This is a genomic window from Proteus sp. G4415 (assembly GCF_963896075.1).
Lineage (GTDB): Bacteria > Pseudomonadota > Gammaproteobacteria > Enterobacterales > Enterobacteriaceae > Proteus > Proteus mirabilis.
On record NZ_CAWQOK010000004.1, the window covers coordinates 1 to 10,237 of the forward strand.

The 10,237-nt window shown below is 38.7% G+C and carries 9 protein-coding genes; all 9 read left to right on the forward strand.

Going from position 1 to position 10,237, the window contains the following annotated elements:
* Positions 1-520: 520 nt before the first annotated feature.
* Positions 521-1,018 carry a type VI secretion system contractile sheath small subunit gene (gene tssB / locus AACU95_RS00220; RefSeq protein WP_071425448.1) on the forward strand — a complete coding sequence of 166 codons (498 nt, stop codon included), beginning with the start codon at positions 521-523 and terminating at the stop codon, positions 1,016-1,018.
* Positions 1,019-1,037: 19 nt separating this feature from the next.
* On the forward strand, positions 1,038-2,588 hold the full coding sequence (gene tssC / locus AACU95_RS00225; protein ID WP_074561901.1) for a type VI secretion system contractile sheath large subunit: 1,551 nt from the start codon (positions 1,038-1,040) through the stop codon (positions 2,586-2,588).
* An 18-nt stretch (positions 2,589-2,606) separates the two neighbouring features.
* A complete protein-coding gene (gene tssK / locus AACU95_RS00230) occupies positions 2,607-3,944 on the forward strand; it encodes a type VI secretion system baseplate subunit TssK (protein WP_074561902.1) in 1,338 nt (445 codons plus the stop codon).
* On the forward strand, positions 3,941-4,606 hold the full coding sequence (gene tssL, locus AACU95_RS00235) for a type VI secretion system protein TssL, short form (RefSeq protein ID WP_071425450.1): 666 nt from the start codon (positions 3,941-3,943) through the stop codon (positions 4,604-4,606). Before tssK ends, tssL begins: the two co-directional genes overlap by 4 nt.
* Positions 4,607-4,608: 2 nt before the next feature.
* The gene (locus AACU95_RS00240) at positions 4,609-6,345 is read left to right on the forward strand and encodes an OmpA family protein (protein ID WP_231310351.1); all 1,737 of its coding nucleotides are present in this window, start codon (positions 4,609-4,611) and stop codon (positions 6,343-6,345) included.
* A 22-nt stretch (positions 6,346-6,367) separates the two neighbouring features.
* A complete protein-coding gene (locus AACU95_RS00245; protein WP_071425452.1) occupies positions 6,368-6,859 on the forward strand; it encodes an Hcp family type VI secretion system effector in 492 nt (163 codons plus the stop codon).
* 296 nt (positions 6,860-7,155) lie between these two features.
* The gene (tssH, locus tag AACU95_RS00250) at positions 7,156-9,825 is read left to right on the forward strand and encodes a type VI secretion system ATPase TssH (RefSeq protein WP_161737137.1); all 2,670 of its coding nucleotides are present in this window, start codon (positions 7,156-7,158) and stop codon (positions 9,823-9,825) included.
* A 35-nt stretch (positions 9,826-9,860) separates the two neighbouring features.
* Positions 9,861-10,043 (forward strand): hypothetical protein, encoded by a 183-nt coding sequence (locus AACU95_RS00255; RefSeq protein ID WP_161737138.1) that lies wholly within the window; start codon positions 9,861-9,863, stop codon positions 10,041-10,043.
* 6 nt (positions 10,044-10,049) lie between these two features.
* On the forward strand, positions 10,050-10,237 hold a 188-nt coding region (locus AACU95_RS00260), incomplete at its 3' end, for a DUF3304 domain-containing protein (protein ID WP_161737139.1).

Below are 10,237 nucleotides of genomic sequence, written 5' to 3' on the forward strand. Positions count from 1 at the left end.
ATTGTGTGAGATATTTTATAATAAATTCAAATAAAAATCGATTGCTACAGTGAGCCACTTATCCCATCCTACTAACTACTAACTGTTAGTTTAGTAAATTGAAATCAAAATAAGTATAAAACAAAAATAACACTTACTAAATATAATGTTTACTATCCTAGTATCATATTTACTTTATTTATCAATATGATGAATCATTATCTACCAAACAACATAGATATAAAAAACATTAATGATAACACCTAAAAAACATTAAGCAAACTTCTCAAATAAAGCTGTTCATAATATGAATACATAAATTAATCTTACTCTAAATATGAGTACTTTACTCATATAAGGTATTTTTCTGCTTTTTTTGTGAGGGATCACCTAAAACAATTAAAAATAATTGACCTATTCAAACTAATCTATTCTAATATTCATATGGTTTATTTATATAATACATTTTGAGTTGTTGATTTTACATTAACCATCACCCACTCAGAGGTTCTAATATTTACTTTAAAACAAGGATTTTGTTATGTCCGATAGCTTTCAAAACGAAGTACCAAAAGCCCGTGTCAATATTAAACTTGACCTCCATACGGGGGGAGCTCAAAAGAAAGTGGAATTGCCACTAAAACTTCTCGCGGTCGGTGATTACAGCAACGGAAAAGATAAACGGGTTTTATCGGAAAGGGAAAAAGTTAATATTAACAAGAATAATTTCAATAGTGTTCTTGCTGAATTTTCTCCTTCCGTTAATCTTACAGTAAAAAACACCTTAGCAAATGATGGCAGTGAAGAAAGTGTGAATTTGTCATTTAAAGATATGGCTGATTTTGAACCAGAACAAGTTGCACGCCAAATTCCTCAACTACGAGCAATGCTCGCAATGCGTAATCTACTACGCGATTTAAAATCCAACCTTCTTGATAACATCACTTTCCGCCGTGAATTAGAAAACATCCTCAAAGATCCCGCGCTTAGTGATGAATTACGTGAAGAGTTAGCTCAACTCGCACCGAAAAAAGATTAATTGGATTTTCTAAAGGATTATGCTTATGTCAGTCAATAGCGAAAACGTGTCAACAAATAGCACAACAACAGTACTTAATGAATCCACTCAAGGTGGAGTTTATGCTTCTTTATTTGAAAAAATAAACCTAACCCCTATTTCTGAAATGAGTGATATTAATGTATTTCAGGATAATAGTGCCCTTGCAGATACTACAGCCGATGAACGTGTAACTGCAGCTGTGCAAGTTTTTCTTGACCGTTTAAAATCATCAGGTCAGAAAGTTGAGCGTTTAGATAGAAATTTGCTTGATCATCATATTGCTGATTTAGATAAACAAATTAGTCAACAACTCGATGAAGTCATGCATCACTCTGACTTTCAAAAAATTGAATCAGCTTGGCGCGGATTAAAATTTTTAGTCGACCGCACCGATTTCCGACAAAATGTTAGAATTGAGCTACTCGATATAGCTAAAGATGATTTACGCCAAGATTTTGAGGATTGCCCAGAAACAATCCAAAGTGGCCTTTATCACCATACTTATATCGAAGAATACGATACTCCAGGTGGCGAACCTATTGCCGCTATTATTTCTAACTATGAATTTGATCGTGGTCCTCAAGATATCGCGTTACTACGTAATATTGCGAAAGTTTCTGCTTCTGCACATATGCCATTCATAGGCTCTGTTGGTCCTGCCTTTTTTGGTAAAGAGTCCATGGAAGAAGTTGCTGCAATTAAAGATATCAGCAACTATTTTGATCGTGCAGAGTATATTAAATGGAAATCTTTCCGTGACTCTGATGATGCACGCTATATCGGCTTAACGATGCCTCGTGTGTTAGGTCGTCTTCCTTATGGTCCTGATACTGTACCTGTACGTAGTTTTAATTATGTTGAGGAAGTTAAAGGTCCAGATCATGAAAAATATTTATGGACTAATGCAACCTTCGCCTTTGCCGCTAATATGGTAAAAAGTTTTATCAATAATGGTTGGTGTGTCCAAATTCGTGGGCCTCAGGCTGGTGGGGCAGTAAAAGACTTGCCTATTCACCTTTATGATTTAGGTACTGGTAGCCAAGTTAAAATTCCATCTGAAGTAATGATCCCAGAAACACGAGAGTTTGAATTTTCTAACCTTGGTTTTATTCCTCTTTCTTACTACAAAAACCGTGACTACTCATGTTTCTTCTCTGCTAACTCAGCACAGAAACCCGCGCTCTATGATACTGCTGATGCCACTGCAAATAGCCGTATTAATGCTCGTTTACCTTATATTTTCCTGCTTTCGCGCATTGCCCATTATTTGAAATTAATTCAACGTGAAAATATCGGTACAACAAAAGATCGCCGTTTATTAGAACTGGAACTAAATAACTGGGTTCGTGGTTTAGTTACTGAGATGACAGACCCTAGTGATGATTTACAAGCTTCACACCCACTGCGTGATGCAAAAGTTGTTGTAGAAGATATCGATGATAATCCTGGTTTCTTCAGAGTGAAACTGTACGCCGTACCTCATTTCCAAGTTGAAGGAATGGACGTAGATTTATCGTTAGTGTCTCAAATGCCAAAAGCAAAAGCATAAGCGTAAGGGAAAACAAGGATGAAAATTTATCGCCCCCTCTGGAGTGATGGGGCCTTTTTGGCCCCTCAGCAATTCCAACAACAAGCACGATGGGATAACTATCTAATTAGCACCATCGCTAATATGACTATTGCATCAACATGGGGCGTGATCAGTGCAGAATTTGATGAAAGTGCACTTACAATTTCACGCCTTAGCGCACAAAAGTTAGTCGTGCGCTTCCCTGATGGTACACTGATAGATACCACACTGGCTGATAATTTACCGCCAGTGAACGACCTTAGTCATTATTCTCAACATCAAACATTAGATATCGTACTAGCATTGCCTCTATTACAAGCTAATGGTGGTAATTTAATGCAAGAAGGGCGCACAGAAAGGCCACTGCAGTTCTATCAAGAATGGGTAAAAGTTCAAGATTTAATCGGTCAAGAACAAACCGATATCGCCGTATTACGTCATGCTATTACTTTACGTTATGCCCATGAAGAAAATAGTGCTTACATGACTTGCCCTGTGGCAAAACTTATTCGTAATGGTCAAGGCGCTTGGGAAATAGATAAACATTTTATTCCCCCATTACTTAGTTGCCATGCTAGTAACGAACTGACTACATTATTTTCAGAATTTATGCACCGATTAGTGGCAAAACGCCGCCGTCTAATGACTATGCGACGAGAAAATAATGAGCAGATGGCTGATTTTGCCGTTGCTGACGTTTCTCTATTTTGGCTATTAAATGCCATTAATAGTGCAGAGCCTGTGTTAACTGAATTTATGTCCTCTATGGGACGCCACCCAGAACTTCTTTATCGAGAATTAGTTCGACTTGCTGGTGCATTACTTACATTTTCACTAGAACATGAAAATAGCGATATTCCTCTTTATCAACATGAATCACCTGAAAAGGTATTTCCACCTTTATTCAATCTACTCAATACGCTTTTAGAAGCGAGTTTACCTTCACGAGTTATTACTATTTCTCTTGAAAAAGAAGGGCCATTCTGGCGTGGTGAATTACATGATGCTCGACTCCGTGAAGAGGCTGATTTCTATCTTTCTGTTCGTTCTTCATTGCCAGCTCACCTATTAATCACACAGTTCCCATTATTGTGTAAGGCTGGTAGTAATGATGATGTTGCAAGTGTTGTCAACGTGGCTTTAAACGGTATTCCGTTACAACCTTTAACTCATGTTCCTGCAGCGATCCCTTTACGCTTAGAGAATCACTATTTTGCCTTAGAGCTAAATAATCCGGCGGGGCAAGCGATGCTCGCATCTGGTCATTGTGCTTTTTATGTACCGGGAACCTTGGGTGAAATTCAACTCGAACTTTTTGCGGTCTTACGCTCATGATAACGAATATAAAAACAGATAAGAATAACACCATTGATGTCATCTTCGCTGATACTTGGTTAATGGTATGCCAGTTACGTCAAGGGGCAGAAATTCACGATGGTAAAACCTTTTATAAACGAGTTTGTGAGCTTATCGATAAAACTCGCCAACAATTGACTGAGCATGGTTATTCTCAACAAGCGATTGAAAATATGCTTTATGGACAATGTGCTTTGATTGATGAGAGTGTCATGAATAGAAGTTCGCGTGATGATGGTTATATGCAATGGTTACAATCCCCCCTGCAAGCAAAATATTTTAATACGCTAGAAGCAGGCGATAAATTATGGGATAGACTAAAAAATATTTTAAATGAACATTCTCCTAATCAAGATGTTCTTGTCTGTTTTCATCGCATCATTACTCTAGGTTTTGTTGGTAAATACCGCCAAACAGACGCGCCTGAGCGTGAACAAATTATCGCATTACTCAATAATCAACTTCCAGCTTATGCATTATCAAGCCAACTTCCATTAGTCATAAAGCCAAAACATCGAATTAATCGCCGTCATTTGTATTGGTTAACTTGGGTAGGTGGTTTTATTGTTATTGCCGCCTTGTGGTGGGGCTTTTCTGCGTCATTAGATAATTTACTTCAACAATGGGTAACGCAAGGATAGTGATGCAAAGGAATCGGATAAAACAATGTATTACATTGTTTTCAGCAAGCTTATTGCTATGGTTAATATGGGGTTTCTGGTCTTTTGGTAAAGAGATTTCCTATTTCTTCACAGCTTTTATTGTGCTGATCACAATAGCGCTGTGTGGATGGTTTTTCCGCCGTTCCAGAGAACAATCTTCTATAGAATCAACTCCGTTAGCATCTTTCCCTCCAGAACATTACCGGGGAGCTGTTATTGTTGTTTGTGGACAAGCGCAAACTCTTTCCCAAGGACAAACAGCACACAGGGAAACAGCAAAGGGTTGGTATATCTGTGCATCTTCCCCTGTAGATTTACTCAATATCATTCAAAAAATTATTGATACTTTGCCGTCTCAGTTAAGTCGCTTATCTTTACTTTATGCCGTATTTCCTGAGCAAATGAGTGTGTCTGAAGATATGACACAAGAGTTACTTAACTGGCGTAGAGCGATTGCCCAATGTAATAAAAAAGTCGGTAAAACATTGCCTTTTTGGGTTTCGCTCTATCTCAATCCACCAGCAATGACCGCATTTTCTATTTTTAATGATAATGCAACCAGCCCTTGGTTAACTTATCGTAGCAGTCAACAAGAGTTACAGGTTGTCTCCGATGAAATTTCACCACAACCTTTATCAGCTTGGTTATCTACACAGATCCCCAATGAAGAACACCAATTTGCTTACAGCTTATGGTTAGATAACTTACTTGCATGGCTAAATAGTGAATTTACGCCTCGGTTAACCGCAGTAGAGTCTGGTATTCCTACGCTATCTCCTTCTGCATGGGCTTTACGATTTACCTCAGTTTCTCCGGCAGAGAATAATAGTTGGGCACAATTTATTCAGCACAAAACCGGACTGTTGCCAATTATTCCGCCGACTCTCACAGTTAACAATAATACTTTAATGCTTCCTGATGTACTTATTGAGCATCTAACTCATGATACTAATTTACTTCAGGTAGAGACTCTGCTTGGTATCTCTGGTGCTCTATGTGGCCTCTTTCTAGTTGGGGCTTTAGCGGGTAGTTACTATCACAATAAACAGTTAGTTTATAATATGGGCAATGATATTCATCATTTTAATCGCCTATCCGCCGATGCTTTAGAGCCCAAAAAAGTGGCTTATCAACAACTGATGTCGGATGCAACACTACTTTCACAATGGCAACGGGAGGGAAATCCCGCACGTTATTCCTTAGCCCTTTACCAAGGAAACGCCATTTTACCTTATTTGCATACAGTACTAAGCTCATGGTCACCACCGCCACCGCCTCCACCACCCGCTCCTGTCATTATTCAAAAAGGGCCGGAAATGGTGACATTAGATAGCTTAGCACTATTCGCTACAGGTCAATATGAATTAAAAAATGAAGCAACCAAAGTATTAGTGGATGCGCTTATTAATATCAAAGCAAAGCCAGGATGGTTAATTGTCATTTCTGGTTATACCGACAATACCGGTAATCCTGAATTTAATCAGAAACTTTCGCTAAAGCGAGCAGAAGCCGTTCGTGATTGGATGATCAAAACCAGTGATATCGCACCTTCATGTTTTGCTGTACAGGGATATGGTCAACATCAACCTGTAGCAGATAACTCAACACTGGATGGACGGGCTCGTAATCGACGAGTTGAAATTCGCTTAATACCTCAAGCTGATGCTTGTCAGGTATTAGCTGATGACCTAACGCCACTGACGGATGGTGGCAACTAACCCTTAAAAAGGAGATGTAATAATGGCTATTCCTATTTACCTTTGGCTAAAAGATGACGGTAATGCTGACATCAAAGGCTCTGTAAATGTACAAGATCGTGAAGGTAGCATCGAAGTCGTTGCCCAAGATCATAACTTATATATTCCAACTGATAACAATACCGGTAAATTAACGGGTACACGTATTCACACCCCGTTCATTTTTGTCAAAGAAATTGATGCTTCTAGCCCTTATTTATACAAAGCGGTTACCACTGGACAAACCTTGAAAAAGGCTGAATTCAAATGGTATCGCATTGATGATGCGGGTCAAGAAGTAGAATATTTCAATACCACACTTGAAAACGTCAAAGTGGTAAAAGTGGCACCTAAGATGCACAACATCAAAGATCCACTAAAAGAAAAACACAACCACCTCGAAGAAGTGGAATTGCGTTACGAAAAAATCACTTGGACTTACAAAGACGGCAATATCATTCATTCCGATTCATGGAATGAACGTGCCACTGCGTAACCTTGAAATAAACAGGCGGTTAACCGCCTGTTTTTAAAACAATTGTGACTAACACTCACGCTGATTTTATTAAAACACTATTACCCTTTTATATTCTAAATGATTCAAGATGTGGCAAGACAACAAGTGAATAAACTTCTAGAGGTATACAAAAGTATATGGCTAGAGCGTTTAAGTGCAGTCAACAATGCGCCACTTGAAGTATGACGAATATGACCTTATGAGCCTTGGTTTATGGCTAAGGGCGGTAGCGTGCCAAATTCCCTCAAATAGGGATTTCATTACTGGGAGAGAACATGGAAAATCAATCTGTCATGCTATTACGTCGCTTAAATCCTTATTGTGCAAAAGCGCTTGAAGCTGCGGCCTCTCTATGCCAAACACGAGCCCACGCTGAAGTCACTATTGAACACTGGTTATTAAAAATTTTAGAACAAGGTGAAAGTGATATCACTGTTTTAGCCCGTCGTTATGAATGGGATTTATCGGCACTTTGGCAGGATCTTCTTGATACGATTGATCAATTTCCTCATTCTGTTCGAAGCCGACCACAATTATCAAAGCCATTATTAGAACTCATAAAAAATGCTTGGGTTATTGCTTCCTTAGATGAAGATGTGGAACATATTCGCAGTGTACATTTGCTAAACGCGATAGCAAAAAAACCTTCTCTTGTGCAATTAGATGCGCTTTGGCCGTTAATGACATTGGGTGAAATACAACTACAACGATTAAGACCATTGTTAGATGCTCAATCCGATGAAAGACCAGAAATTCAACAAATTGACTTGCACAACCATCTACCTGAAACATCTATCACCTCCGAGGCTAACGCCGAGAAAAAGGCTACAGACAACTCTCCTATTATTGGTGATACATTAAATGATGCGCTCCTTGCTGTCTTAAATAAGTTCACTATTGATGTGACAGAAAAAGCACGTCTTGGCGAGATAGATCCCGTTTTTGGCCGTGATGATGAAATACACCAAATGGTCGATATTCTTTCTCGTCGTCGTAAAAATAATCCTATTTTGGTTGGTGAACCGGGGGTAGGTAAAACAGCATTAGTTGAAGGGTTAGCACTACGTATTGCAGAGAAAAATGTTCCAATAAGTTTGCAAACTACATCATTGCGTACTCTTGACTTAGGTTTATTACAAGCCGGAGCCGGTGTAAAAGGAGAATTTGAACAGCGCTTAAAAAATGTTATAGATGCTGTTCAGCAATCGCCAACGCCTATTTTGCTTTTTATTGATGAAGCACACACTATTATTGGTGCAGGCAATCAAGCGGGTGGCGCTGATGCTGCTAACTTATTAAAACCAGCTTTAGCCCGCGGGGAATTGCGCACAATAGCCGCGACGACTTGGTCTGAATATAAACAATATTTTGAACGTGATGCGGCATTAGAGCGTCGTTTTCAAATCGTTAAAGTCGATGAACCTGATGATGAAAAAGCCTTTTTAATGCTTCGAGGCCTCAAATCGCGTTATGCAAAATATCACGGTGTTCATATCACTGATGAAGCGGTAAAAGCAGCAGTGACTTTATCTCGTCGCTATTTAACGGGTCGCCAACTTCCTGACAAAGCAGTAGATTTGCTTGATACCGCTAGTGCGCGTATTCGCATGAGTTTAGACACTTTACCGGAAGAGCTGACTCAAATTAAAGCTAAACGTTATTCTCTTGAATTAGAACAAAAAGCCATCCTTGATGACATTAATATTGGGCATTCTACAAATCAAAACAAACTATCTGAATTGTCGGCACAAGATGCACAGTTAGCTATCCAATTAGAGCATTTCGAACAACGTTTTAACCAAGAAAAAGAGATTATTATTCAGTTGATTGAGAGTAGAAAAAATATAGAAAATAGTGAAATCTCAGCACAATTACAGCAACAACTGATAGATTTACAACAAGATGCTCCATTACTCAATCCTGATGTGGATGTTCGTACTGTCGCTACAGTGATCGCAGACTGGACAGGTGTTCCTCTTTCAAGCCTTCTTAAAGATGAACAGATTGGTTTATTAGAACTAGAGAGTAACTTATCAAAACATGTTGTAGGGCAAGACAGTGCATTAATTTCTTTAGCGCAACGTTTACGTGCTTCAAGAACAGGCTTAGTTTCTGAAAATGGCCCTCAAGGCGTTTTTCTTCTAGTAGGCCCAAGTGGCGTAGGTAAAACCGAAACAGCTCTCGCATTAGCCGAATGCTTATTTGGTGGTCAAAAATCATTAATTACTATTAATATGTCAGAGTACCAAGAAGCTCATACTGTTAGCCAATTAAAGGGTTCACCTCCTGGATATGTTGGCTATGGACAAGGGGGGGTACTTACTGAGGCAGTACGGAAACGACCTTATAGTATTGTACTATTAGATGAAGTTGAAAAAGCACACCGCGATGTATTAAATCTATTCTATCAAGTTTTTGATAGAGGTTTTATGCGTGATGGTGAAGGTCGTGAAATTGATTTTCGTAATACAGTTATTTTAATGACTGCAAATTTAGGCAGTGATTATTTAATGCAACAATTAGAAGATGAACCATTAAGTAGCGATAGCGATTTGCAAGAAACGCTTCGCCCTATTTTACGTGACCATTTCCAACCTGCATTACTGGCTCGCTTCCAAACTTTAATCTATCGTCCTCTTGATGCTACTGCGTTACGCACCATTGTTGAAATGAAATTAAAGAACGTAATTAAGCGACTTTATACTCACTACCGCTTAACTGGTATTGTTGAAGAAACCCTTTATGACACTATTGTTGATGCTTGTCTACTACCAGATACAGGCGCTCGTAATATTGATAGTCTGCTTAATCAGCAAATTCTACCGATTCTTAGTCAGCAACTGCTTTTACGCCAAGCTAATACTGAAAAATCACAGTATGTAATTTTAGGTTTTAATGAAGAGGAAGGTATCACATTAAGCTTTAGTGATGAATTACCTCACTGATTAACATATATCGTTAAAATGCCAAAGACTGCAATATGTCCGCAAAATTAACCCGCAAAAAACTTGCATTTATCGGGGTAATTATTGCCCTTATTGCCGTCTATTTTCTCTTTATTCAAAAACCCAAAGTGGAATATCTCCCCGGTAATTTACATGGTTTTAATCATGTGAAGGGAACTTCGGTTAATTGGTTTAAAGTTAATGGTAATTATGGCTGAGGGGCTATGGGAACTTGTTGCATTATGGTGCCAAGAAAATGGACACCGAATCAAACCGTATTAGTGGAATGGGAAGTCGACCCTAATGCCTATCCCACAGATTCGCCCGGTGTAACTGATCCTAAATTTGATGCCTATATGGAAAAACACAAAGCCAATTATCGCCATTACAGTAAAGTTGTTGAAATTCCCCA

Bases quoted from the DNA above. Each gene is read 5' to 3' on its own strand.
- tssK (WP_074561902.1), top strand. From the start codon at position 2,607: ATGAAAATTTATCGCCCCCTCTGGAGTGATGGGGCCTTTTTGGCCCCT.
- tssL (WP_071425450.1), top strand. From the start codon at position 3,941: ATGATAACGAATATAAAAACAGATAAGAATAACACCATTGATGTCATC.
- tssH (WP_161737137.1), top strand. From the start codon at position 7,156: ATGGAAAATCAATCTGTCATGCTATTACGTCGCTTAAATCCTTATTGT.
- AACU95_RS00240 (WP_231310351.1), top strand. From the start codon at position 4,609: ATGCAAAGGAATCGGATAAAACAATGTATTACATTGTTTTCAGCAAGC.
- tssB (WP_071425448.1), top strand. From the start codon at position 521: ATGTCCGATAGCTTTCAAAACGAAGTACCAAAAGCCCGTGTCAATATT.
- tssC (WP_074561901.1), top strand. From the start codon at position 1,038: ATGCTTATGTCAGTCAATAGCGAAAACGTGTCAACAAATAGCACAACA.
- AACU95_RS00255 (WP_161737138.1), top strand. From the start codon at position 9,861: ATGTCCGCAAAATTAACCCGCAAAAAACTTGCATTTATCGGGGTAATT.
- AACU95_RS00245 (WP_071425452.1), top strand. From the start codon at position 6,368: ATGGCTATTCCTATTTACCTTTGGCTAAAAGATGACGGTAATGCTGAC.